Source organism: Methanomassiliicoccales archaeon, from assembly GCA_035527755.1.
GTDB lineage: Archaea > Thermoplasmatota > Thermoplasmata > Methanomassiliicoccales > UBA472 > UBA472.
Map to the genome: position 1 here is coordinate 76,151 of DATKZX010000004.1, position 22,784 is coordinate 98,934.

Below are 22,784 nucleotides of genomic sequence, written 5' to 3' on the forward strand. Positions count from 1 at the left end.
TCCAGGGGTATTGTAGGAAAAGTGATAAATAACGCCCTGCAGGTAAGCCGATTTGGTGAGTAATATGGTGTTCAAGTTGGACCTATCCGGACTACGCCACGGAACGGACCTGGTGAAACGAGGGTTCGCCAAGATGCAACAGGGCGGTGTGGTCATGGACGTGACCAACGCCGAGCAGGCCAAGATAGCCGAAGAAGCTGGTGCCGTGGCCGTGATGGCTTTGGAGCGGGTCCCGGCAGATATTCGTGCACAGGGCGGAGTGGCTCGCATGGCCGACCCGGTCAAGATACGGGAGATCATGGACACGGTAACCATACCGGTCATGGCCAAGTGCCGCATCGGGCATTTCGTTGAAGCTCAGATACTGGAATCATTGGGCGTGGACATGATCGACGAATCGGAGGTACTGACCCCGGCAGACCCGTTCATGCACGTGGTCAAGAAAGGTTTCACAGTACCTTTCGTATGCGGAGCCAGGGACCTTGGGGAAGCCCTAAGGCGCATCGACGAGGGAGCGGCAATGGTCCGGACCAAAGGGGAGCCGGGCACCGGTAATATCATCGAGGCGGTCAGGCATCAGCACATCATCATGGGCAAGGTAAGGGAACTGAAGGGCATGAACGACTCGGAGCTAGCGGTCGTCGCCCGACAGATCGAAGCCCCATTCTATCTGGTCAAGGAGGTTGCCAGTCTGCAACGCCTTCCGGTCATCAATTTTGCCGCTGGTGGAATTGCCACGCCGGCCGATGCAGCGCTGATGATGCAGTTGGGAAGCGATGGAGTGTTCGTAGGTTCGGGCATCTTCAAGAGCAACGATCCGGCCGTCAGGGCCAAGGCCATCGTCGAAGCGGTCACCCATTTTGATGACCCTAAGGTGATCGCCGAGGTGTCTAGGGGATTGGGGGAGGCCATGCACGGCATTGAGATCTCCACCCTGTCCAAGGAACAGCGGATGCAGGAACGCGGCTGGTGATCATTCCAGGGCGCTCAGCGCCTGGCAAAGGACCAGTGGCACGGTGAGAAGCTCACCGCCCAGGGAGACGACCTCGTCCGCCCTCTGATAAACGGGGCTGAGGAAATCTCCCTCGGTGAACCCGCCGATGACCGCCGTCCAACCTTCCTCTTTACTTTTTAGAACCTTCGATAGATCGGACCGATGTCCCCTAGGCGAGAACACCAATACCTTACGACCATCCACGACCTTCTCGAACGAGGCTTCCAGAAGGCGTATGGAAGCTTTTCCCTCACCTATGGACCCGTTTCTCATCAGCGGGTCGAGGAGCTGGAGGAACTGGAGGTAGTTGGCCGGTACATTTGCTTCTAGGCCGAAAATGAGCAGTTTGTCCTGCCTGGTATGCACCATCACCTCCAATCCTTTCCTCCGTAATGGAGAACGGAGGGACATACTGAGGAATGAATGGACCACATCGGGTCTTCCCCGGCGCGTGTCGGTCAAAACATCCTTCGGCCCGCCCCGGTACCGGTCCAGGAGGATCGTTCGGTCCCCTGACCGATACCATTCCATCTCGGCATCGGCCAGGAGCAGGGTGATCAGGAGATCACTTTGCCCATCGTGTCGGTCTTGACAGCGTCGTTGATCTCCCGGGAGATGCGACGCCCAGTGCTCATTCCCACTTCCACCAGGTCAGAGTAGGGAGAACCGGAGATGAACGGGTTGGAACCGGCCACGATCCTGGAGGATATCTCGAATATCTTGAACTCCAGTTTATCAGTTACGATGCCTTCCAGACAGAATGGTCCGATCATGCCTCCGAAAAGCTCGTAAGCGCGCTTCACCACCTGTTCGCCCATGTCGAACACCTTGGGCAATAAGCTCTCCCTGATGACCACTGGCACATTGCCAGTGACGACGAACGAGGGAAACAGCCCTAGCCTCTTCAGTTCTTCGGACGCCCCCAATTTGTACAGTTCATCTATGTTGCTCTCATCTCGTCGGTCCATGGACATGAGCTCAAGGGAGCCGTCCCTAACTCGGAACCCGTCCTGTTTGATAGGCGAGTAGAAGTAGTGCAAGTAATACCTGGTGCCTAGGATATACTCCTGGATAGTATACTCCTGCTCCATATCCAGTCCCATCTTGAACTCGTTGTAGTCCTTGGCTATGAAGAATCCCCGGCCACCCTTGGCCCCGTGGTATTTTACCAGTACCGGTCGGTCGATGGTCTTGGGATCCTCGATGACGTTCGGCATGGCGATGCCTGCCGTCTCCAGCCATTCCCTCATACGATCCCGATTGGATTCCCACCTCAGAACGTTCCTGTTGCCGAAGGTGGGCACGGGCATGTTCTCGAACTTGTCGGTACCCATATACTCCACGAAGGAGCCGTGCGGTACGATGATGACATTGCGGGCTAACAGCTCATCGACGTTGTCGATCAGATCATTGTAACTATCCAGTTTGATGAACTCGTCCGGCTTGGCCAAGGGAAAAGCATCGTAGTAACGGAAATTATCTTTGACCGTCAACCCCAATGTTTTGAAACCTTCTTTCTTGGCCCCGTTAAAAATTTGCAGGGAAGAGTGTGAGCAGAGGGTGGCCACAGTGAGCTTGTCCTTGTCGTACTCGTCGAGTATCTTGAGAATTTTGCCTTTCGGGACCATTACCTCAAAATTTTCCTGACGAATATAAACCTTTCGAACCTCCTCAATTGAAGAGTTGAATACCTAGGAATTCGAAGAAAACATATACGACCGTCGCGCGGGTAAGCCCGGCCAGGAAGTTAACTAGACCGAAATAGCGCACGTTGAGGGTCTTACCTTCCTTGTTGAATATGGAAAAAAGATACACAGGAACGGTATCGACCATCAAAGGGACGCTCAGAATAACGTACAATCCGATGTAGCTGAACTTCTCTACGAACCTCTCGCATGCGAAAACGAATTTACAATACCATCTCCAACGGTCGCAGAGCTTGCGGATCGGCCCTTCTACGTTCACTCCGATATAGAACACCAATATGCTGCCGACCCCCTTCCCGGCGGCCAGGATCAGGGCCTTGACCACGAAGGGCGTTTCCGGGCTCAGGAAAAGTCCCAGCTCTACGGGTATGGGCAGGATTATCGTCGCCGCTATGGCGTAAATAAAGAATACTGACCCATAGATTATAGGATCGCCCTGGAGCTGCTCCAGGGACGACCATATATCCTCAATGATCCCCATCGGACGAGTAATATACTGCGATTAGAAAAGGTTATTGGAATTCAGACCTCGCCATAATAATTGCTGGGTTATCACAATAATGAGATATCTTTTTATGTTCGTATGGCAATTATGCCAGGGGAGACTTCAATGGTTCCAGATAAAAAGGTGGGAAAGGCAAAGGACGAAGATTGGTTCGCCAAGCTTGATGCCGAGCTCTCGGCTCGTACCGATGCCATCTCTAAGGATAAGGAAGAGATCAACTTCCAAAAGACCACTATTAATCGGACTATCATAGGTGATATCTGGAACGTATTGAACCGTTTCTCCAAGATCAACGTCCAGTTGAACATGGAACCCACCTATAGCGAATTCGCCCAGTTCGAGGAGTTCCCCAATAAGTGGCGTTTCAAGACCGAGTACGATTTTGAAGCGGTCTCCAAGGTCCAATTGGTCGATCGAACCCAGACCCAGGGGCGCATGGGGGATTCCCTCAAGATCATGTATTACGCCGTGGATTCCACGCCCTGCCTGCGCGTAGTCTTCGACTATTGCGAAGGTGAACATTATTACAAATATGCTGGTTGGAAGCGGATATTCGGGCAGTTCGTGGTCTACGATTCCCCTCTGTCGAAGTTCGACATGAACCGGTTCCACGAGCACTTGGGCGATGTCGTTCTGGCATGGTATGAATCCCACCTGCGCAACAATCGGGACATACTGATCTCTCACCTCAAGGAGAAGTATGAACGCGGTGAGACATTCACTGAGTGAGCCATTTTCAATCGGCTCACGATCATCAATTTTTTACTGGCCTCTGCAAAAATGAGGCATTTATCTTCTCATTTTCAATTGTCGGTGAATAATACTATTAAACGTAATGGGCATAATGAGCCTGCCTAATTATCAAAGCAAAGGAGGCATTAAATGGACAAAGAGGAACTCACACCCCATGTGGAAGAAGTTGCCAGGGTGCTCGGGGAAAAGGCAGACAAGGAAGCGATAGAGAAAGAAATGGAGACCTACCTGACCTTATACAGGGTGTCCCTGGAGACGGCCAAGCGTAGCATCGTCAAGAACTTTGGCGGAGATCCTAACGCCCTACAGAAGGGGACCCGGAAGACCGTGGAGACGCTCACTGGAGCGGAGCAGTCGGTGGACCTCATGGTGAAGGTCCTCACCGTCAATCCCAAGTCGATCGAGGTCGGTGGAGCCTGTAAGAACATTGTCTACGGGTTGCTGGGCGATGAGACAGGAACGGTCCCTTACACTGTTTGGGAGACCGACCGTGTACAGCTGAACGAAGGATCTACCGTGCTCATTCGTAACGCTTATACCAAGGAGTACAAAGGATCACCACAGCTCAACCTGGGCAACCGGGCCACCGTTGAGGTCACTGAGGAGAGCCTCGCCGTGGTCGGAGCACCCGCCAGCGGTGCTGGGTCCCTTGAGGCCAAGATCTCCGAGCTGGGCGAGGGCATGAACTATGTCATCGTCTCTGGTAAGGTAGTTAGCTTGGAAGAGAAGGAGATCACCGCTTCAGGAGAGAAAAAGACCATCCTGACCGGTGTGCTGACCGACGACACTGGCAGTGTGGAGTTCACTGTCTGGGGGCAGACCAAGCTGAACAAGGACGATGAGGTGAAGATCATCGGCGCCTACGTCAAGAGCTGGAGAGGCATGCCCAAGCTGAACTTGGGCGACCGAGCTGAGGTCCAGGTGCTGGCAAAGGGATCTTTGGGAGACCTTACCTTGACCAAGGTTCAGACCCTTGAAGAGATAGAACGTGCCGGTGGAGCAATGGACACCTTGGTCCGCGGGACCTTGGTGGATGTGCGTGAGGGCAGTGGACTTATCATGCGCTGCCCTGATTGCCGTCGGGTACTGCAGAAGAGCACCTGCCGGGTACACGGAAAGGTCAAAGGCGTGGACGATCTGAGGATCAAGGCCATCCTGGATGACGGCACTTCTTCTTTGAACGTGATCTTCGCCAAGGAACTGACCGAACAGATGATCGGCGTGACCATGGACGAGGCTATCAAGCTCACCACGGAGGAGAGGAACCCGGACCTGATCAAAGAGATGGCCGAGGAAAAGCTCTTCGCCCGGTCCTTAGAGGTCCGGGGCATGGTGCGCAGTGACGACTTTGGTCCAATGATGATGGCAAAAGAGGTGCACTTCGTAGAACAGGACGTGAGGGAGGAGGGCGCAAAGCTCCTAACTGAACTGGAGGGATTCAATTGATCTCCAGGGAAGTTGCGTGGAGGATATTCGCCGCCGAGTTCAATTCCTCGAGCTACGAGATCAAGGGAGAGGGCGAGAAGGCACCTTCCTTCCTCATCTCGCCACTGGGTGCCAAGATCAACCGCGTATTCATAGTGGGGGTCCTCACCGACAATGAGAACGTAGGCAACGAGAACGAACCGGTGTGGCGGGCCAAGATCACTGACCCTACCGGTACCTTCTACCTTACCGCCGGACAGTATCAGCCTGAGGCAAGCATGGCATTGGCCAAGCTGCAGCCCCCTTGCTTCGTCGCCGTAGTGGGTAAGTTCCGCACCTACTCTCCGGAAGAGGGCAAGTTGTACGTGTCCATCAGGCCGGAAAGGATCGGCAAGGTGGAAGCGGCCATCCGGGACAATTGGGTCCTGGAGACGTGCAAGGCTTCCTCTGACCGAATCTCCGCCATGGAAGAGGCCATGAAGCTGGGAGAGCCTGACGCCGATAAGCTCATGCAGATCGGATTCAGCCTGCCACTGGCCGAAGGCGCCGCGCTCAGCGTCAAGCATTACCACCCTGATGACCTCACACGCTATCGTGCCATGGTGGTGGACGCGCTCAAGTTCCTATTGCCCGAGTACCAGATCGGTCCGGACATGTCAGCGGAAGCCGCGGTCCCTGAAGAGATCGAGATAGCCGAGGAGGACGATGTTGACAAAGAAGCATTGGTCCTGGCCATGATCGAAAGCTTGGATTCTGGCCGAGGAGCGGCTTGGGACGAAGTGGTCAAGAAGTCCAAGGAACAGGGCATCGAACGGGAAGAGCTCGACACGATCGCCAACTCTCTGTTGGACAAGGGATTCGTCTATGAGCCAGTATTGGGCAGGATGAGAAAAATATAAAAAAAATGGGAAAAGGTTTCCCAAACTTTTTTTTCTTTTTTTACCGGAGCTGTGCCATCAACTGGTCCTCGAACTGCCACTGCGCCTGGAAGTGATCGTTTAGGTCCTTGATGATGATATAGTACCAGTAAAACACGATGATACTGATGAGCAAGGTGGCGATCAGGAGTATGACGTTGGGCCTCTCCTTGAGGGTGCTCCAGGAAGGCGTCATCACATTGATGCCCAATTTCTGGCAGGCTACTTGAGTGTACTGGGTGAAAGCGTGCCATCTCTTGTCGTGGTCGAACGGGAACTCACCTAGGAAATACATGACCACCAGGTTGAGAAGGGGTATCAAACTGATGATGGTCCAGAGGACGGGGGTTCTCTCCTTCTCCTTGTACATTGCTTCCTGGTTGATGCTTTCCAAAGCGGATATCTCGTTGGCTATGAGCTGGGCTCTCTGAGTCTCCGCTCCCTTGTCCTTCAGATATGATATGATGGCCATGCGTAGGGCCATTTCCCTTTTGCGATGCTCGTCCATTCTCTTGAGCAACTTATAATTTAGGACCGCATAGAGGATAATGCCGATCGGTATGGCAAGCATGATACCGTAGATACCTATCACTAACACCAATACGACACCGATGATCAAGGCAATGACGATCGCAAGGATCGGCCATAGTGTCCATATTCCGCTCATGATATCATCGGTCATATTTCGGTTCTGTATCGCTCCGGCGATCTGACCTTTGGCACCGCCCCCATAGGATTGTCCTATTGGCATCTGACCAGGAGCGCCAGGAGGCGACTGCTGCCACCCACCCTGCTGGGGCGGTTGCTGATAGTTCTGCTGAGATGGCTGCTGCCACCCACCCTGCTGGGGCGGTTGCTCAGCAGAGGTTTGCTGAGGAGAGCTTATGCTCCGGCCACAGCCCTGACAGAACTGGGCGTCGGCCGAGGCCAACTTCCCACAATAAGGACATGTCTTGGTTCCGTCCATGTAAATCTTCTCCTTAAATTGGCCCCCTGGGGGGGTCTAGGCCGTATATGGCTTCTGGTATATATTTAGAATTTTGCCAGGGGAGAACAAATTACTTTTCGATCACCAGGGCGGCGTATCCTACCACCTGGTCCATCGGATGTATGTCTCCAGAGTTTCCATAATGAAGTAACCGTGCCTTACTGCCGTCGCATGCAAGTAGCATAGTGGCCACCGGACCGTATCCGCACATGCTGATGTCCCTTGCCATGACCGTATTGATGACCCCTTCTGCATCCAGCTCCAGTATGCGGTCCAACACGCGCCCGTCCTCCTGCTTGGCCGTGGATGCGGGAACATAATGTGAGAGATCTGAAGATGCCAGATACAAAACGTCCTTCCCAGAGCAGGCCTCCTTCAGCACCTTGGCCGTCTCCCGGGCCATTACGATATCCTGTTGCCCCATTACCAGAGGAACGATCTTGATATCGGGTGACAGGAATTGTAGGAAGGGGAGCTGAACCTCCAGGCTGTGCTCGTACAGATGAGCTGAACGATCTATCTCCACCACACCCCTTAATCGGGATAGGATCTCTTGATCCACCTTGACCGTGCCGAGCGGTGTCTCGAAATCCTCGTTGCATGCGGATACCGCCCTACCATATCCAGTATGATTAGGACCGATGATGACCACCGTCTCAGGTAACCCGTCTCGAGCCATCTCGGCGTATACGTGAGCGGCTACTGGACCGGAGAACATCAGGCCAGCATGCGGAACGACCGCCCCTACTATCACACGTTCCCCGTCCTTGACCACCTCAGGAAGTGCCCCGGGGCCGAACGGAGAAAGAAAGCATCTCTCCACCTCCTTCAGCAGGGCGGCTCTTGATGCTGAGTAGAATTGTCCGGCGACGGCCGCGTGGCGTACCATAAATGAAAATAAGGAAAGGGAGTTGAAAAGGGTTGGGGTTTACAAACTGGCTTCGAAGTCGTCGATGCCTAGCTTGAAATCCTCGTCCCTGACCATCTGTCCGCGCTCCTTCAGGATCTCGCGGGTCAGTAGCCAGTATACGCAGGCCAAAGAACGTCTCCCCTTATTGTTGGTCGGGATGACCAGATCGACGTTCCTAGTCTCGTTGTTGGCGTCACACAGGGCTACGATCGGGATACCCACGTTCAAAGCTTCGGCGACAGCCTGCTGGTCAGCAGCCGGATCTGTCACCAAGATGACGTCGGGCTCGATGTACCTGCCGAGCACTGGGTTGGTTAGGGACCCGGGAATGAGCCTCTCCTCGAAGTACATGGCGCCAATGGCCTTGGACATTATTCGAACGGGCTTTTGCCCGTACTGTCTGGCGGATACCACCAATATACGGTCGGGCTTGAACCTCGAAAGGAACTTTGCCGCGGCTCTGATGCGGACGTCGGTTTGTTTGACGTCCATTACATACAGGCCATCGGTCCTGACCTTGAAGATGAAATCCTTCATGTCAGCACTCTTTTGCTGGGTGCCAATGTGGACACCGGAGGTCAGATAAACGTCCTCCGGTACGAGAAGCTCGGTCTTGGACTCGTCGCTCATTTTAATAACCTCATGTGTCGCGCTTTACAGTTATTGGGATAATTCCCCTATCGAACTCCAACTGAGAAATGATAATTGGGTCGATCATCCCTTCGGGGATCTCTAGAAGCACAGGCGCGCCTAATGAAATCTGCAGTGACCTGGCACCGATGATGCGCGCCTTCTCAAATCTAGTATACTTCATGAATTCACCATAGGGGGAAGTGTCCCCATATTAGCGAGGGGCTTATAAATTTTTTCACGACCTGTTTGAGACACGCCAGACACGTTTTTCACCGCTTTTGTTGGAGTTACCTGACCGTCCCTGCTCTCACGGAATCCTTCCCCCTTTATATACATTGCCCTAGCGGTATCTTTTAGCGGTGTGGGGTACCAGACCACCTTCCTTAAGGATGGTGAGAAGGAAATCAGGTAATGGTTCGAACTTTGCCGTCATGCCGTTACCCTCGTTGGCGATTATTCCCTTCTCCAAATTGATCAACGCGACATCCCCCTTCTGAAACATCGATAGGACGTCGCATTCAATGACCGGTAGCCCGACGTTTATGGCGTTACGATAGAATATGCGGGCGAAACTGGGTGCTATTATCGCCCCAACTCCGGCGTACTTGAGCGCCAGTGGGGCTTGCTCACGGCTGGACCCACAACCGAAATTTCTTCCGGCCACGATTATGTCGCCGTAAGCGACATTCTTGGCGAACGTGACGTCTAAATCCTCCATCGCGTGCTTGGCCAGGTTCTTGGGGTCATAGTCATCCAGATACCTGCCTGGAATGATCACGTCGGTGTTGACATGATCTCCATATTTCCAAACATTCCCCCTCATTTCCACACCTCCCGCGGGTCGGCAATGGCTCCCTCGATAGCGCTAGCGGCCACCGTGGCCGGTGAGGCCAGATAGACCTCAGAGTCAGGAGAACCCATCCTACCCCTGAAATTGCGGTTGGTGGTGGCGATACACCTTTCTCCCGCAGCCAATAGACCTTGATGCGCGCCCAGACACGGACCGCATCCAGGGTTGGTGACGATCGCGCCTGAACGCACCAGTGAAGACAGTATTCCACTGTCCGCCGCCCATAGGTACACTTCCTTAGAAGCAGGAACCACGATCAGCCTTACGCTATCGGCGACCTTGCGGCCGTGCAACACCCTTTCAGCCGCCAACAGGTCCTCGGCCCTGCCATTTGTGCATGAACCGATGACCGCCTGGTCAATCGGGATGCCGGTCATCTCCTCTACCGGTTTTACGTTGTCGACAGAATGAGGATATGCCACCTGGGGCGATAGCCCCTGTAGGTCGAAATCGATCTCCTTTTCCACCTCTGCGTCGGCATCTGAGACCACTGATTGCCATGGTGTGTCCGTCCTTCCTTTCAGGTAATCCTGGGTCTTGTCGTCTGGGAATGTGACGCCGGCCTTGGCCCCCATCTCCATGCTCATATTGCACATGGTCATGCGACCGGATACGGACATATCGTCGACGACCGGACCGACGAACTCGGTACAACGGTAATCGCAACCGTCCGCTCCCATGCTTCCGATAAGGTGAAGAATGACGTCCTTGGCCGAAACCGGCCCCTCCAGTTTCCCGTTCAAGTGGAACCTCAGGGTCTGGGGGACCTTCATCCACAGCTCCCCTGTGGCCCAGACCGCGGCCATCTCCGTAGCGCCGATACCTGTGGAGAAGGCTCCGAACGCGCCATAGGTGGTGGTGTGAGAATCGGTGCCAACTATCAGCATTCCCGGGAGTACGTGCCCTTTCTCCGGGAGTACCTGGTGGCAAATTCCCTCCCGCAGGTCATAGAAGTTGGGCAGACCGTCCTGCCTGACGAAGTTCCGGACCGACTGGTGGCCTTCGGCGGCCTTGGTGGTGTTGGCTGGAATGCGGTGATCGAAAAGAAGAACGATCTTTTCCGGGTCCCAGACCTCTTTAGCCCCGATCTCTTTGAAGGACCTCAATACGAGAGCGGCGTTCTCGTGGGACATTGCCAGATCGATTTTGGCCGATACTATATCGCCAGGGAATGCCTCCTTTCCGCTGGCCCGGGTTAGAACCTTCTGGGCGAAGGTCATGGCTGCCATGATGTCTCCAACTGTATCGCCGAATATAGTCGTTTCTAACATCTTTGAAAATAATTACAAATACTGGGAAATTAGTGGAAATCATATGGGGAAGAGCAGTAGGTGGTTCGTTTCCCGCTTGCTTGTCAGTGCCATCTGCCTAGCTCTTGCCATAGTTCTGTTCTTAATAGGTAATGGTTATCTTAACCAAAACTTGCTGGGCATCATGGCTGTCTTCTACTGGACATTGGGGGTGGTATTCCTGTTCTTTGCCATCATAGTGTGGTTCTACCGCAGGCCTAGTGGTTCCAGTACCTTTACTCATGAACGTCGTGGGTCCCCGAAGACCGAACACGAACTGAACCGGGATTCCGAAATTCAACGGCAACGGGAATTGGACGTCGTTCGGATCGATTCGCACATGGTGGATAGAAAATGGTAATGTCGCCCGGATGCCTGGGAGGCCCGTGTGTTCATCGGCGCTCAACTATCATGTTACCTCGATATCTTGGGGAGGGTCTTAGACATGAAAAGATGGGTGAGTTGGCTATGGTGGAGATTGGCGGCATCATTGATCTTGTTCCCACTTTCCTACGCTTTATTCATATTAGGATTTGATTATTTATTCTTTGGACCCTGGCTGGCTAGCGCTATTTGCTTCTTAGCTGGGATCGTTGTCTGGTTCTATCGTAGTCCTGATCTATACTATCCTGAAAAGGAAGGTCGGATTATGCCCATGACCGAGCATGAAGCCCGATAGGATTGGGAGAGATCAAAGCAAGACGAGCTCAACAGGATAAGGTTATCCGGATACTGGGTAGACTGACGGTAGTACGGCAGATTTAGAGGGCCAAAAGATTGATCCTTTAGAAAAGAGAGGGGATAGTCATAAATCCGCTCCGGGTGTTCTTTTCTTGACTGGAATGAAGATCACTGTCTACGGTGGGGCGGGTGTTATCGGTGGCAACAAGATCCACGTGAGCTTCGGGGACCAAGGGCTGTTCTTTGATTTCGGCGAACCTTTTGATGTGAGTAAGAAATATTGCACGGAGTTCATCAAGCCCCGCGGGGCTCGGGGGCTTAGGGACTACCTCCGAATGGGGATGCTACCTGCGCTGGACTGCTATAGACCCGACCTGTACCCTGGCGATCTATCCTCTTCGGACATGATCCCGGTGCGGACGGATGCGCTCTTTCTATCTCACGCCCATTTTGATCATTACGGACATGTGGGCTTCCTTCGCCAGAACATTCCGATCGTGGCCAGCCCCATGACCTATGCCATCCTTCGAGCCTACAGCGAGACGGGGAGGGCGAACGCCCCGACCGAGCTCTTTGACCACGTGGTGAGAACGGAGAAGGAGGGGGAGCCAAGGGTCCTCATCTCCCCCCGTGGAAAGGTAAAGGAGGTAAAGGGCCGGTGCTGGGTGCTGACCGGGGATGTCATTGAGGACGACCCTGCTTGGAAGAAGGGGTCGGTGTGCGATATCATCAGAGGTGACGGGAAGATAAATGACATCGAGTACCAGGCCTTCCCGGTAGACCACTCGGTCTACGGCGCCACCGCTTACGCCGTTCGCCATGGGAACGAGGATTGGGTGGTCTACTCCGGAGACCTGAGAATGCATGGCGCGAGAGGGGAGATGAGCGCTGCGTTCGCCGATGCCGCGGGGGAACTGAGCCCGAAGGCCCTGATCATAGAAGGTACCCGTATCGGCCGGGTCTCGGAGGAAAAGGAGATCACTGAGGCAGTGGTGAGGGAGAACTGCCGGGCGGCGGTCGAGGAGGGAAAGGGGCTGACCATAGCCGACTTCTCGGCCAATAACTTCGAGCGCCTGGACACGTTCATAGGAATCGCCAAGGATGCTGGAAAGCGCATGGTGGTCACCCACAGGGACGTGGCCTTCCTGAAGAGCATCGCCAAGGTGGATGGCAACGTGCGCAAGGACGATCTTTGGGTGTACCGATCGCTAAGCTCAGAGGACATCGAGGCTGTGAACGGTCTAAAGGACAAGGGCTGGCAGGTGGCCGACCCGGACGATATTGCCAAAGACCCTGAGGAATACATGCTTTGCTTTTCATTCTGGGACATGACCAAGCTGCTGGACCTGGATTGGAACGGAGGAACATACATCTACTCCAACAGCGAGGCCTACGATCTCAAGCAGGTGGACAATCTGCAGAAGCTAATGAACTGGATAGACCTATTTGGTTTCAAATGCCGGGGATTGGACATGGTCGATGGACAATTAGAGTTCGAGAGGGGCTTTCACTCCTCGGGACATCTTTCCCTGCCCCACCTTTGGCAGATCATAGATACGATATCTCCGGAGGTGGTCATACCGGTCCATTGTTCCGACCCGGAGGCCTTCGCCAGATCATGCCCCGTGGAGACGATCGTACCGGTCAAGGGCCAGCCTATATCTCTGGGCCGTCGTTGATCGATCGGACGAATCGGTCCACATCGAACTTTCTTCGAGCGCCGTTCAAATTCATATATCGGATCTTCCCGAAGATCGGTCGCTCGGCCCAAGCCCTGTCGTGCACCCCTCCGATGCTCCAAGCCGCGCCAGTATAACCGTTCGGGTCGCGCCCGTCCATCTCATATCTATCGTTCAGGGATATGACGATGCGTAAGGCCTCTTCGGGCGTCTCCGTCCATTCCAAGATCTTCTTGGCCCAGTACATACGTAGCCATCCGTGCATCTTTCCCTGTTCGACCATCTGCTTCTGGGCCGCGTTCCAAAGTTGGTCGTGGGTTCTGGAATGCCCTAGTTCTGCCTCGTCGTACAAATATTCGCGGCGATCGCCCATGTGCTCCCTCAGAGTTGCCCTGGCCCAAGCTGGAAATCCATCGATCGAATCGTATCTGAGATTGTAATGACAAAAATTGTCTGAGAGCTCTCGACGGACTATGAGCTCTTCCAGAAAAGCCTCTCTATCACCTTGGGGAGCGGATGATCCCCTGACCGCCAAAGCCACCGCTTGAGCTGATATCATGCCAAAGTGCAGGTAAGGGGATAACCCAGATTGAGCGTCTAAGTTAGGATCGTTACGACCGAAGCTATAACCTTCAAGGCGCTTGGTGATAAAATCGTTCAGGACCATGCGCGCCTCGGATTCGCCACCACGCCAATGCTTTTCCTGATACCGTCCAAGTTGGTCGAACGCTCCTTCGATGTTCACCTCCGGCACATCACCTGGCCAGGAAGGAAATTTTAGGGGGAATGGAGGGAGATGATCGATGTATTCGGAAATATGGGCGGATATCTTTGGACGAAAGGTGGATGCAGCATAATCCTGTTTTGGAGATGCCCTCCAGCATGGTACAATGTTGTGCGCGTCCACCTCTTCGAACCCGCACTCGCTCCTTTCCATCGATGTTTTTCTCCATGCCCTCTTCTCCCTCAGAGGATCGAAATCGGTTACGGTCAGAGATATCTCCCATTCCTCCAGGAAACGGGGGAGGGCGTTCTCCGGTTCTCCCTGTAGCAGGAATAACGGCAACCCTACCCTTTTGGCATTGATTGCCAATTCCCTCAACCCCTGCAGCATGAAACGATAATGCCTCGGACCGGCCAATGAGAAATGAGGAGCGAGACAGAACACAATTCCTAATGGGCGCCCTTCCTGGTGGGCCCTGGCCCATGCATGGAACAGCGCCCAATTGTCCTGCAGTCGCTGGTCCCGGCTCATCCAATAAACAACTGGGCCAGCACCCGAGGAATTACGTGCTGATCGCCATCGGCCCTCGTAACCAGGAACTGTCGCCTGCATGCGGTATAGAATTCTCCCCCGCGACCTTAATGCCTCCTCAGACCGTTCCATTCTGCCAACCTTTTGAGTTGACGGTATGGGCGGTCCAAGATCAGAGCCAATAGGACCAAGGGCAGAGGGACGATGATCGGAAAAGGCGAATTCCATGCGAGCGCCAAGGATAATCCAACGGCCATGGATCCTACGGCCAGTGGTGTATGCATCAGGGCGTGTCTCCTGCGTGCAAGGGACATTTGTTTACTAAAAAGAGGTGGCTGACTGGCGTCGAGGACCGCCGCGGCGACCGCCGCCGATCTGAACGAAGCTTGGACCATGATCTCCTCCAGGTCCTTCTTGGGCTTGGTCCTGACGATCGTTCCTCGAACGAACTCAGGTGAGGAGACATATTTTTTCAACCCCACTTCAATGGCCTTTTGCGGAACGGTTAAACCGGCCAGCTTCTTCTCGCGTCGTTCGTGGGTCAGCCCCATTAACCCCTTTGATGTGGACTTGTCCTGAATGTAGTGGAGAGCCATCCCTAGATGCCTGTAACCCTGGTAGGTATCATTGCGCAGGAACGATTTTCTGGCCATCCAGACGTGAATCATAATGACCCGGTCGGATGCTCTGTGATGTCTTACACGATAGGAATGCCCCGGCCTGTTGGCCCTCTCCCCGTGGCGGTCCGGCTCCACCAGCCCATCCAGGAATGACCTCCTCTCTCCCTCCGACATCTGGAACCGATCGGCGATAGCGTTGCCGATGGAGAGATGAGAACGCCATTTCATGAAACCCGTTACAAAGAGCCAGTATATAAGTGATGAATAAAAAAGGAAGAATGTCAGGACATTTCATCCTGACGAGGTTAGGTTCACTTGGAGAGAAGTAAGAATTACTTCTTCTTGGTCTCAGCCTTCTTTTCCGGCCTCTTGTTCTTATCCATTCGTAAACCACCTCCAGTCCCTGCTGGGGATGAGAGAAATAATTGGGTAGGATATACCTAAGGAATATCATCATACCACGTTCCTATTATCATGAATATAATATTAAATAACAAAAGTGCGAGATTTTAGGCTGTTAAGTAAGAGATATCGATCCAGTTAGAAAAAATTTCAATTCGACAATATTTGTAATGATGTAGGCAATACATTAGATATCACCACTTTATTGATTGATTTTTTCGTTGATTGTCGAAAATTGTCCTAATTAATCATTGTTAATTACAAAACGCTTATCTAACCAAATGATACTGATGCCGCCCAATCGGGCTAACGATCAGGAGAGTTTTACAACGTTCGAGATGTTCGCCGTGGGGGAAGAGTTAGCCCTCCTTAACCTAGCCTTCCTGGTTGCTACCTATGCATTTCTGGGAGGGGCTATAAAATATATCGATCAGGTCTACGATGAAGACATGGGGTCCATCACCATGGCCAAGATATTGGCTGTGCTATCTGGACTCCTTATGGGCGCGAGCATGATCATAGACGGAGGATTCTCGACCGCGTTCTTCATGGCCATGCTCATTAGTTTGGTGCTCACTAAAAAGATCGATAACTGGAGCTTCCTGACGGGGACGATGGTGGCCTTGGCCACCTTCATAGTTGGAGCATTGATCTGGGGGGCGGAGCTGTTGCCCATACCCATAGTGATCTTCCTCATTGCCGGGGCGATCGATGAGATTGCGGACTCCTTCGCTCACAGAAGAGGTCTGGGGCAGGTGGCAGAATATATACTGCACTACCGACCCTTCAGCGATCTGGCCCTGGTACTGTTGATCGTCATCATGCCTTTCGACTGGCACTACCTAGCGCCTTATTTCGCCTTCACCCTATGCTACCTATTCATGGGCGGACTGGAGGATGGACAGATGGCGGAGTCTTTCAAGGGGATATTACGCCGGGCCTCCCAGTTGCGTCCCTGATCTTTGCTAGGAACGTGACACGAAAACGATTATATCGTAGGCGCTGCCATCTTTTAACGATGGATATGGATGATAAGGAATCGATCATGCAGGAACTGCGCAGCATCCCCATCGTGGGAGAGAAGGTAGCGGAACCATTGTACCTTCTAGGTATAAGATCGGTCAAGGAACTGGTGGATAGGTCCCCCGAAGATATGTATGGTGAGTTACGCACCATGAAGGGCTATTATGTCGAGCCATGCATGCTAAACCAGTTCAAGGTGGCGGTCAGCATGGCCGCCAAGATGAAGTAGGGATGCCTGCGGCCGATCATATCTGGCATTCGATGTAGTGCTCCCCCACTTCCTCTTGCCCCTCCCAATCCTCGGCCGTCTCAGCCCCGGATTGTCTAGATCGGTGGTTGTCAGTACTTCCTGCCTCGTCGGTCAGTTGCGGGAATAGGTCACCACGGCTCTCATGGCGCTCCGCTGGATATCTCCTCATCTGTGATTCGCTGACGAAGGTAGGCATATCACCCTGGGGCCATTCTTCATCCACCGGAGAGAATATCATCACCAGGCTTGCCATGATGATCACGAGAACGATGGCGGCCGCCAAGAGACGCCTGACAGCAGGGTGCTCGGGCATGTTAATATCATTCGTCTATCATTGTTTGAACCCCGCCATATCGTTGACCTGGTGGTCAACATCGATCTCGGCGAGTTGTAGACCAAGGTATAAGGCGTTTCTAGCGTTCTCCCATCCCGATGCAGCGCCATTATTTCGTTGCCAAGATGCCTGATGAACCGGGGGCATTGCATAGGGCGGCCGAGATCGTCAAACGGCACGGTGGGAACATCGACCGGATCCAATACGACAAGAGGATCGACCCCTATACTGTGTTCTTCGAAGCCCGCTGCTCCGACGAAGAGTACCTGGCCATGAAGACAGAGCTGGATGCCATTGGCTACCTTCAGGGGCAAATGATGGTTCCCAGCTTTCTCAAGTTCCAGGTGATATTACCAAACAGCAGTGGCGCGTTGTTCGATTTTCTTAATTACACGACCGCCGCAAAGTGCAACATCGATCTATTGGACTTCGATGATCGCGGCAAACACCCGGAGCGTCTGACCGTTTCTCTGACGGTGGAGAAGGCCCAGATGGTGGACCATCTCCTGGAGGACCTCAAGTCCCGTTATCCGTTGGAGATATTGGAATATGATACCACTGGTCAGCACCTGGACGACACGGTGTTCTACATTCGCTTCGCCCAGGAGCTGCGGGGACTGCTCGGACATGCTGAAGATGCGTTCCTGTTGAGATTGCTGTCCGATATCAACCACGTTGCGCAGGAACTGATGAACATGGGCAAGGACCCCAAGCAGGTCTTCTCGGACGTCCTGCGTAGCGGGAAGGACCTGAAGATGACCAGTGGGAAGAGCTTTTACGCCGACCTGCAGGAGCTGGACCTGGAGGGAGCGAGATTGCTCTGTGTGCAGATGCCTTGCGGGGGTAACTCCTACCTGTTGTTGAAGGGGGCGGACGTGACCATAATCGATACCGGCTTCGGAATATACTTCCGTGATCTGGACCTGCTCATGGAAAGAGAGGGATGGGGCGGCATGGGCATGGTACGTCAGGCGTTCATAACCCACGGAGATGCCGATCACTCCGGTTCTGCCGGACTGTTGAACGCGGAGGTCTGGATGCATCCTGATACGGTGGAAGTGATACGACAGTCCAACCGAGCCTATGGTTCGGAGAGCGAAGGGTCCGTACTGGCTGAGATCTACACCAAACTGATCAATCTCTTCTCCGCTTTCTCCGTGAACGAAGAGCCTAGGACGTTCCACACCGAAGCATTAGGAAAAAGGGGCGACTTCACCATATTGGCCAGAACGGATGTGGCTGGCATGGGATGCGAGGTCCTCGAAGGGTTCGGCGGACATACACAGGGCCAGGTGTTCTATTTCCTTCCCACCCAGCTCGTAATTTTCACCGGTGATAGTCTGATCAACTTTGATAGCCTGACCGAAGAGCGCAAGGAGTTCGCCACACTGGCCAAGAACCTCATGACCACGGTGAACGTGGACAGCGTGAAGGCCTCCAAGGAACGCAAGGGTCTGCTGCGACTGATCGATGAGGTGGAATCGGCCAGGAACGATGGCCGAAAGTGCCTGGTCTGCAGTGGACACGGGGCGATCTCCGTGCTCGAGAACGGCCGATTGGTACAGCACGGGAACGTTCGACGATATACCTCGGAATAAAAAGGGAGAGGGAAAATGTTTGGAACGGTCTAATTTCCCACCAGGGTCCCGGCGAACACCTGCCATGCCAACGCGGTCTTGGCCACCAGGCTGAGCACGATGTAGATGTACTCCCCATAGAGGTAGTCCTGCCATTTCCCCTTCTTCCTATATTGCAATATCATGTTTATGGCGAATATGTTGAAGAAGAAGGCTATGGAAATGAAAATACCGTAAACGAAGGCTGGGGGCGATCCACCTCTGACACCGGTGAAGTACATCACTAAAGCGATCCATGGGACCAGACCGGCGAAGCACCCGAATATGAACGAGGTCCAATCGGTTCTCTTGGTGTTCTGGTTGTGCAGCTCCATCATGTACCCGAACAGGTTCATGCAGGCATTCAGCGAGAACAACAGCATGATGGATACAAAATCGAACATGCCACACAGCCAAGCGATGACCACCAGCATGAACGAGGAAGAAACCGCATATTCGAACCAGCGGGCCTTGTTGATGTTCATCTTCAGGTTCTTTACATACCATTTATAGCCGAAGGTCGAGATCGAGAAGTGAGCGATCGCCGACATGAGCAGGAATAGCGCAACCATGGGACCAAGCGGCACGGAGAAGAGCTCGAGCGCAGCTCCGGGGCCTCTCGGCGGGAAACCCCCCGCCGCATCTATGAACGAGGTCGTGAAGACCATCTTTACACTGTAATCTGCGATTGCCAACATGATCGCTGCTTGAATGAAGTGGAATGCCCCCATCACCGCATTGAAGCGCCTCAATTTTTGGAACTTGACGTTATCAATATCATTACTATCCACGATAACCCCTCTAAGAATATCATGCATTCAATTGGTATAAATAAATTCTAATAAATCTATTGAAATGGCAAGTATTATTAATCCTTTGATACGAACTGGCTAAGACCATTCCCTTTAAAACATCTAAAGCGGAGAAAACAGGCTGATGGTCCATTCGGAGATCATTGACCAGCATCAGTGGGAATAGAAAATTGGGGGCCGAAGCCCCCTTATCGTTCGCTACCTTTCAACCCCTCAGGGTGCCAGACCACACCTGCCAAGCCAATATGCTCTTGGCGAACAGGGACAGGATTATGTACCCCCTCTCTCCGACCAGATAATCGGCCCATTTGCCCTTCCTCCGGTACTGGAATACCATGTTCAACGGGAAGATGTTGAACGTGATGAACAAGGACACGATGATAAGGTAGACGAATGAGGGTATGGTGTCCGAGTAGGGAGCGATGGCACCTACGAAATACCAAATGATGACCACCCAGGGAACGAGTCCGGCGATGCATCCGACGTAGAATGGGGTCCAATCCACCTTTTCCCGGTCCTGGTTCCTCCTCTCCATGAGCATCCCGCAGAGGTTCATGACCATGCAGGAGAAGAATATGAGCAGCAGAGCCCCGAAGTCGAATATGCCCACCAGCAGGGCGATGATGACCAGCATCCAAGAGGCGCTGAACGAATATTCGATCCATCGGGCATAGTTGATGTGGTTCTTCAGGTTCCTCACGTACCAAGGATAGAGCCAGGGCGAAGCCAGCAACCAATGGGCGATAGCGGATATGAACAGAAAGGCCGCCACGGATGGGCCGATCGGCAAGCTGTATACCACATCGGTCTTGTTCATCAGCGTCTCGGTCAGTTCATCGTAGAAAAGGAAATTGGATGTGATGTTGATGGAAACGGAATTGCTGACCAACAACATCAAGGACGCTTGGATGAAATGGAACAAGCCCATTATAGCATTGAAGTTCCTCAATTTTTTGAATTTAGTATCATCTGTATCGGCTTCTGCCATAGAAACCCCTCATAAAATAGGATTTACAGCGTATTTAAATGACTTGTTTCTGAAGTGAGTCCCTTTCAAAAATAATATTAATGTACTTTCCCCTCACACTGTCGATTGTTATGAAAGAGAACATTCTACGAGAGGTCATAGAGACCAAGAAGTTCCTGTTCTATGGTGGAAAGGGTGGGGTAGGCAAGACCACCATGGCCGCGACCACTGCAACCTGGCTCGCCGATCACGGATACAAGACGCTGATCGTAGCGACCGACCCGACCATCAGCCTCTCGGCCATTTATGGCCAGCATATCGGTGAGACGGAGATAACCAAGATCGGTACGGAGCGCAATCTGTGCGGATTGAACATCAACCCCAAGAAGGCCATGGGAGTCTTCCAGACCAGGTTGGAGGGCATGATGCAGGGCTTCTCCACCATGTTCGGCAGTGAACTGCTATCCACACCGTGCACTGAGGAGATCGCCGCTTTCGACCAGTTCGTCAGCTTCTTCGAGGATACCGAACATGACAAGGTGGTCTTCGATACGGCACCAACAGGTCACACCCTAAGAGAGCTGTCCATGCCTTTCGACTGGTCGGGATACATCTCCAACCAGATCAAGAATCGTCGAGAGCTGTCGGAAGCTTTGGGCTTCGTTTACGATGAGCAGATGGTGGCCGATCTGGAAGTTGAGAAGGCCCGTTACGACCGTTCGGTCAAAGGGCTTTCGGACACCAGCATCTCCGCCTTCAACCTAGTGCTGCTGCCGGAAAAGCTGCCCATCGAGGAGACCGCCAGAGCCATCGAGGACCTTTCGGGTTTCGGCATCAAGGTGCGCTCGCTCATCATCAACGAGGTCATCCCCAAGGAGGTCCTTCAGGGCAACTGGTTCTTAGAAAGGAGAAGGGCAACACAGGACAAGTACCTGAAAGAGATCGAGGAACGGTTCTCGTCCATAACCCGCAAGGAAGTGCCTCTTCTCGACACCGACGTTTATGGGATGGACATTCTGAGACGGGTGGGAAGAGGTCTGTATGGCGAATAAATTGAAGTTGACCATCTTCTCCGTTTCCTGCTGCCACCCCCAGTATGCAGCCTACGACAAGCAGTACGTGGATAGGTTGAAACAGGCCTTGCAGGAGACCGGATTGGAGGCAGACCTTAATTTGATCACTGCAACAGAAGCGCAATTGGGCGTCCAACACTATTACCTAGCAGAGATCCAGCCTTTGTTCAAAAAGTACGGTTCGGCCGTCGCGCCTGCTCTTTTCATCAACGAACGCCTGAAGCTCTACGGCGGAGTGCCGACCTTGGAAAAGCTGAAAGAAGTGATGATGGAAGCCGCAAATGACCAGTCCCTGATCATGTGGTGAGACATGCCGGAACTGCCGGAGGTGGAGACCGCCCGTCGGCAGTTGCATGAGGAACTGGTCGGCCAGCGGATCGTGAGGGCCGATGCTTTGGACCTGAAGATGCTGGTAGGCGGTAACGCCAAGGAGTTCAGTTCCCGCCTGGAGGGAAGGCTCATCGTAGGCACCGACCGCCATGGAAAGCATCTCTTTCTACTGCTTGATCACGGAGCCTTGCGCATACACTTGGGAATGAGCGGTAGCCTTCACCCGTTCAGATGCGGAGGGGAGACCTCCCATCAAAGAATGGTCCTGGATCTAGACCGTGGCCGGGTCATTTTCGATGATCCGCGACGGTTCGGACGCTTTCAGGTCGTGGAAAATGTCATGACGTTCGTCTCGCAGAAGGGATTGGGACCGGATGCGCTCAGCATCGGAGAGGGGGAATTTCACCGTAGAATATGCAGAAGAAGGAGGGCCATCAAGGCCGTGCTGTTAGACCAGAAGGTGGTCGCGGGCATAGGGAACCTTTACGCCGACGAAGTGTTGTTCCAAGAAAGGCTAGCACCTATGGCATTGGCGTCTCAGATCCCACAGGACCGGCTGATGGGAGCGTGGAGCAGGATGCGAGAGGTGCTTGGTACCGCCATCGAGGCAGGGACCGAATTTGAAAGGTTTCCTGCTGACTATCTGCTTCGACAGAGGAATAGGGGAGGACCTTGCCCCAGATGCGGCCAGGAGCTTAGATCGGCAAAGGTCGGAGGTCGGACCACGATCTACTGTCCCTTTTGTCTATTAAAATAAGCGAATTGAAGAAAA

26 protein-coding genes are annotated in these 22,784 nt (G+C 53.2%); 12 read left to right on the plus strand and 14 right to left on the minus strand.

All coding sequences use genetic code 11. The features are described 5' to 3' along the window. Positions 1–64: 64 nt before the first annotated feature. Positions 65–973: a pyridoxal 5'-phosphate synthase lyase subunit PdxS gene (gene pdxS / locus VMW85_01720; protein ID HUT26754.1), complete on the plus strand. Its 909-nt coding sequence runs from the start codon at positions 65–67 to the stop codon at positions 971–973. Here pdxS and VMW85_01725 read toward each other — a convergent pair whose 3' ends face one another. Genes VMW85_01725 through VMW85_01735 form a run of 3 tightly spaced genes read right to left on the minus strand, consistent with a single transcriptional unit; the run spans position 974 to position 3,181 of the window. Beyond that, entirely contained in the window at positions 974–1,555 is a 582-nt protein-coding gene (locus VMW85_01725; GenBank protein HUT26755.1) for a hypothetical protein, read from the minus strand. Continuing rightward, on the minus strand, positions 1,552–2,622 hold the full coding sequence (locus tag VMW85_01730; protein HUT26756.1) for a formate--phosphoribosylaminoimidazolecarboxamide ligase: 1,071 nt from the start codon (positions 2,620–2,622) through the stop codon (positions 1,552–1,554). The genes VMW85_01725 and VMW85_01730 overlap by 4 nt, the downstream gene beginning before the upstream one ends. A gap of 43 nt (positions 2,623–2,665) precedes the next feature. Continuing rightward, positions 2,666–3,181, minus strand: a complete 516-nt coding sequence (locus VMW85_01735) for a hypothetical protein (protein HUT26757.1) — start codon at positions 3,179–3,181, stop codon at positions 2,666–2,668. 129 nt (positions 3,182–3,310) lie between these two features. On the opposite strand from VMW85_01735, the gene VMW85_01740 reads away from it, so the two are divergent. From VMW85_01740 to VMW85_01750, 3 genes are all read left to right on the plus strand, one after another. Beyond that, on the plus strand, positions 3,311–3,934 hold the full coding sequence (locus VMW85_01740) for a hypothetical protein (protein HUT26758.1): 624 nt from the start codon (positions 3,311–3,313) through the stop codon (positions 3,932–3,934). Positions 3,935–4,087: 153 nt separating this feature from the next. Beyond that, a complete protein-coding gene (locus VMW85_01745; GenBank protein HUT26759.1) occupies positions 4,088–5,404 on the plus strand; it encodes a hypothetical protein in 1,317 nt (438 codons plus the stop codon). Next, complete coding sequence (locus VMW85_01750; protein ID HUT26760.1) at positions 5,401–6,282, plus strand: glycerol dehydrogenase; 882 nt, start codon at positions 5,401–5,403, stop codon at positions 6,280–6,282. The genes VMW85_01745 and VMW85_01750 overlap by 4 nt, the downstream gene beginning before the upstream one ends. A 40-nt stretch (positions 6,283–6,322) precedes the next feature. On the opposite strand, the gene VMW85_01755 is transcribed toward VMW85_01750, so the two are convergent. The 6 genes from VMW85_01755 to VMW85_01780 form a co-directional block, all read right to left on the minus strand. Next, complete coding sequence (locus tag VMW85_01755) at positions 6,323–7,267, minus strand: zinc ribbon domain-containing protein (protein HUT26761.1); 945 nt, start codon at positions 7,265–7,267, stop codon at positions 6,323–6,325. Between the two features lie 91 nt (positions 7,268–7,358). Then, positions 7,359–8,177 (minus strand): AmmeMemoRadiSam system protein B, encoded by an 819-nt coding sequence (gene amrB, locus VMW85_01760; GenBank protein HUT26762.1) that lies wholly within the window; start codon positions 8,175–8,177, stop codon positions 7,359–7,361. Between the two features lie 39 nt (positions 8,178–8,216). Further along, positions 8,217–8,828, minus strand: coding sequence for a 30S ribosomal protein S2 (rpsB, locus tag VMW85_01765; protein ID HUT26763.1), 612 nt, complete (start codon positions 8,826–8,828; stop codon positions 8,217–8,219). A gap of 10 nt (positions 8,829–8,838) precedes the next feature. Next, positions 8,839–9,012, minus strand: a complete 174-nt coding sequence (locus VMW85_01770; protein ID HUT26764.1) for a DNA-directed RNA polymerase subunit K — start codon at positions 9,010–9,012, stop codon at positions 8,839–8,841. A 159-nt stretch (positions 9,013–9,171) separates the two neighbouring features. Continuing rightward, positions 9,172–9,654, minus strand: coding sequence for a 3-isopropylmalate dehydratase small subunit (locus VMW85_01775; protein ID HUT26765.1), 483 nt, complete (start codon positions 9,652–9,654; stop codon positions 9,172–9,174). After that, complete coding sequence (locus VMW85_01780; protein HUT26766.1) at positions 9,651–10,910, minus strand: 3-isopropylmalate dehydratase large subunit; 1,260 nt, start codon at positions 10,908–10,910, stop codon at positions 9,651–9,653. The genes VMW85_01775 and VMW85_01780 overlap by 4 nt, the downstream gene beginning before the upstream one ends. An 85-nt stretch (positions 10,911–10,995) precedes the next feature. On the opposite strand from VMW85_01780, the gene VMW85_01785 reads away from it, so the two are divergent. After that, complete coding sequence (locus tag VMW85_01785; GenBank protein ID HUT26767.1) at positions 10,996–11,331, plus strand: hypothetical protein; 336 nt, start codon at positions 10,996–10,998, stop codon at positions 11,329–11,331. A 472-nt stretch (positions 11,332–11,803) separates the two neighbouring features. Then, positions 11,804–13,330 (plus strand): hypothetical protein, encoded by a 1,527-nt coding sequence (locus VMW85_01790; protein ID HUT26768.1) that lies wholly within the window; start codon positions 11,804–11,806, stop codon positions 13,328–13,330. Here the strand turns inward: VMW85_01790 and phrB are convergent. Next, positions 13,308–14,717 (minus strand): deoxyribodipyrimidine photo-lyase, encoded by a 1,410-nt coding sequence (phrB, locus tag VMW85_01795; protein ID HUT26769.1) that lies wholly within the window; start codon positions 14,715–14,717, stop codon positions 13,308–13,310. The two genes, VMW85_01790 and phrB, sit on opposite strands and share 23 nt — an antisense overlap. Further along, positions 14,693–15,433: a hypothetical protein gene (locus VMW85_01800; protein HUT26770.1), complete on the minus strand. Its 741-nt coding sequence runs from the start codon at positions 15,431–15,433 to the stop codon at positions 14,693–14,695. The genes phrB and VMW85_01800 overlap by 25 nt, the downstream gene beginning before the upstream one ends. A 455-nt stretch (positions 15,434–15,888) precedes the next feature. Between VMW85_01800 and VMW85_01805 the strand changes: the two genes are divergently transcribed. Then, entirely contained in the window at positions 15,889–16,566 is a 678-nt protein-coding gene (locus VMW85_01805) for a hypothetical protein (protein ID HUT26771.1), read from the plus strand. A 59-nt stretch (positions 16,567–16,625) separates the two neighbouring features. Then, positions 16,626–16,859: a helix-hairpin-helix domain-containing protein gene (locus VMW85_01810; protein ID HUT26772.1), complete on the plus strand. Its 234-nt coding sequence runs from the start codon at positions 16,626–16,628 to the stop codon at positions 16,857–16,859. 16 nt (positions 16,860–16,875) lie between these two features. Here VMW85_01810 and VMW85_01815 read toward each other — a convergent pair whose 3' ends face one another. Then, a complete protein-coding gene (locus VMW85_01815; protein ID HUT26773.1) occupies positions 16,876–17,193 on the minus strand; it encodes a hypothetical protein in 318 nt (105 codons plus the stop codon). Positions 17,194–17,339: 146 nt separating this feature from the next. Between VMW85_01815 and VMW85_01820 the strand changes: the two genes are divergently transcribed. Next, positions 17,340–18,812: an MBL fold metallo-hydrolase gene (locus VMW85_01820; protein ID HUT26774.1), complete on the plus strand. Its 1,473-nt coding sequence runs from the start codon at positions 17,340–17,342 to the stop codon at positions 18,810–18,812. 29 nt (positions 18,813–18,841) lie between these two features. Here the strand turns inward: VMW85_01820 and heR (VMW85_01825) are convergent, their stop codons facing one another. Then, positions 18,842–19,621, minus strand: a complete 780-nt coding sequence (gene heR / locus VMW85_01825) for a heliorhodopsin HeR (protein HUT26775.1) — start codon at positions 19,619–19,621, stop codon at positions 18,842–18,844. 226 nt (positions 19,622–19,847) lie between these two features. Continuing rightward, the gene (gene heR / locus VMW85_01830) at positions 19,848–20,630 is read right to left on the minus strand and encodes a heliorhodopsin HeR (GenBank protein ID HUT26776.1); all 783 of its coding nucleotides are present in this window, start codon (positions 20,628–20,630) and stop codon (positions 19,848–19,850) included. A gap of 110 nt (positions 20,631–20,740) precedes the next feature. Between heR (VMW85_01830) and VMW85_01835 the strand changes: the two genes are divergently transcribed. From VMW85_01835 to VMW85_01845, 3 genes are read left to right on the plus strand one after another with little or no spacing between them, the layout of a single operon-like run. Then, positions 20,741–21,661, plus strand: a complete 921-nt coding sequence (locus VMW85_01835; protein HUT26777.1) for a TRC40/GET3/ArsA family transport-energizing ATPase — start codon at positions 20,741–20,743, stop codon at positions 21,659–21,661. Further along, positions 21,651–21,989: a thioredoxin family protein gene (locus VMW85_01840; GenBank protein ID HUT26778.1), complete on the plus strand. Its 339-nt coding sequence runs from the start codon at positions 21,651–21,653 to the stop codon at positions 21,987–21,989. Before VMW85_01835 ends, VMW85_01840 begins: the two co-directional genes overlap by 11 nt. A gap of 3 nt (positions 21,990–21,992) precedes the next feature. Further along, positions 21,993–22,769, plus strand: a complete 777-nt coding sequence (locus VMW85_01845) for a DNA-formamidopyrimidine glycosylase family protein (protein HUT26779.1) — start codon at positions 21,993–21,995, stop codon at positions 22,767–22,769. Positions 22,770–22,784: the final 15 nt, after the last annotated feature.

What these genes read in the sequence shown, in the direction of transcription:
- heR (HUT26776.1), bottom strand. Translation starts at nt 20,630, where the DNA reads ATGGCAGAAGCCGATACAGATGATACTAAATTCAAAAAATTGAGGAAC.
- VMW85_01840 (HUT26778.1), top strand. Translation starts at nt 21,651, where the DNA reads ATGGCGAATAAATTGAAGTTGACCATCTTCTCCGTTTCCTGCTGCCAC.
- VMW85_01835 (HUT26777.1), top strand. Translation starts at nt 20,741, where the DNA reads ATGAAAGAGAACATTCTACGAGAGGTCATAGAGACCAAGAAGTTCCTG.
- VMW85_01775 (HUT26765.1), bottom strand. Translation starts at nt 9,654, where the DNA reads ATGAGGGGGAATGTTTGGAAATATGGAGATCATGTCAACACCGACGTG.
- amrB (HUT26762.1), bottom strand. Translation starts at nt 8,177, where the DNA reads ATGGTACGCCACGCGGCCGTCGCCGGACAATTCTACTCAGCATCAAGA.
- VMW85_01845 (HUT26779.1), top strand. Translation starts at nt 21,993, where the DNA reads ATGCCGGAACTGCCGGAGGTGGAGACCGCCCGTCGGCAGTTGCATGAG.
- VMW85_01820 (HUT26774.1), top strand. Translation starts at nt 17,340, where the DNA reads ATGCCTGATGAACCGGGGGCATTGCATAGGGCGGCCGAGATCGTCAAA.
- VMW85_01735 (HUT26757.1), bottom strand. Translation starts at nt 3,181, where the DNA reads ATGGGGATCATTGAGGATATATGGTCGTCCCTGGAGCAGCTCCAGGGC.
- VMW85_01755 (HUT26761.1), bottom strand. Translation starts at nt 7,267, where the DNA reads ATGGACGGAACCAAGACATGTCCTTATTGTGGGAAGTTGGCCTCGGCC.
- VMW85_01800 (HUT26770.1), bottom strand. Translation starts at nt 15,433, where the DNA reads ATGAAATGGCGTTCTCATCTCTCCATCGGCAACGCTATCGCCGATCGG.
- VMW85_01815 (HUT26773.1), bottom strand. Translation starts at nt 17,193, where the DNA reads ATGCCCGAGCACCCTGCTGTCAGGCGTCTCTTGGCGGCCGCCATCGTT.
- VMW85_01730 (HUT26756.1), bottom strand. Translation starts at nt 2,622, where the DNA reads ATGGTCCCGAAAGGCAAAATTCTCAAGATACTCGACGAGTACGACAAG.
- pdxS (HUT26754.1), top strand. Translation starts at nt 65, where the DNA reads ATGGTGTTCAAGTTGGACCTATCCGGACTACGCCACGGAACGGACCTG.
- VMW85_01780 (HUT26766.1), bottom strand. Translation starts at nt 10,910, where the DNA reads ATGGCAGCCATGACCTTCGCCCAGAAGGTTCTAACCCGGGCCAGCGGA.
- rpsB (HUT26763.1), bottom strand. Translation starts at nt 8,828, where the DNA reads ATGAGCGACGAGTCCAAGACCGAGCTTCTCGTACCGGAGGACGTTTAT.
- VMW85_01740 (HUT26758.1), top strand. Translation starts at nt 3,311, where the DNA reads ATGGTTCCAGATAAAAAGGTGGGAAAGGCAAAGGACGAAGATTGGTTC.
- VMW85_01745 (HUT26759.1), top strand. Translation starts at nt 4,088, where the DNA reads ATGGACAAAGAGGAACTCACACCCCATGTGGAAGAAGTTGCCAGGGTG.
- VMW85_01785 (HUT26767.1), top strand. Translation starts at nt 10,996, where the DNA reads ATGGGGAAGAGCAGTAGGTGGTTCGTTTCCCGCTTGCTTGTCAGTGCC.
- VMW85_01810 (HUT26772.1), top strand. Translation starts at nt 16,626, where the DNA reads ATGGATATGGATGATAAGGAATCGATCATGCAGGAACTGCGCAGCATC.
- phrB (HUT26769.1), bottom strand. Translation starts at nt 14,717, where the DNA reads ATGGAACGGTCTGAGGAGGCATTAAGGTCGCGGGGGAGAATTCTATAC.
- VMW85_01805 (HUT26771.1), top strand. Translation starts at nt 15,889, where the DNA reads ATGATACTGATGCCGCCCAATCGGGCTAACGATCAGGAGAGTTTTACA.
- VMW85_01770 (HUT26764.1), bottom strand. Translation starts at nt 9,012, where the DNA reads ATGAAGTATACTAGATTTGAGAAGGCGCGCATCATCGGTGCCAGGTCA.